1 protein-coding gene is annotated in these 511 nt (G+C 57.9%); it reads right to left on the bottom strand.

Annotated features, from left to right (window positions below; genetic code table 11):
- Window positions 1-511, bottom strand: a 511-nt coding sequence (locus tag AC1RPX_RS07645; protein ID WP_481763312.1) for an HK97-fold major capsid protein, incomplete at both ends; no start/stop codon positions are given.

Consider the following 511-nt stretch of genomic DNA (forward strand, 5'->3'; position numbering starts at 1 on the left):
TCACCCAACCACGACCCGGCACCTTCTCGATGCTGATGTCGATCGGCTGCGATTGCAGACCGCCGCGATCCGAGTAAGCGCCGTGGTTCAGCGCGTCCGAGATCACGAAGAATTCGCCTTGGTTCAGGACCTTGTGTTCCGGGTGACGGTATGCGTCCGACGTGATCGTGCAACCGTACAGGACACCGAGTTCACCGGTCAACAGGAGTACGTGACGAGCAACCGGGTCGATCGCTTGGAAGAAGTCCGAGTTACCGATGATATCTTGGTACAGGTCCGACGCCATCAGCACGTGCGGAGCCTTCAGGCCCCAGCGCGTCACGTTTGTCATCACGTTCGCAAACGTGTACGGCGTGAGCTGGCCCGGGATGATCGACGGCGGGTTATCGACGCCGATCAGTGCCTTAACTTGCGAGTACCACAGACGGTCTTCACCGACCATGATAGCTTCGGTAGCTTCGACATACTTCTCTTGCAGCACATCACCAGCTGACTGGTTCAGTTCGTTCTG

The sequence above is a fragment of the Dellaglioa sp. CoH-56-MRSF-14 genome (genome assembly GCF_056782115.1).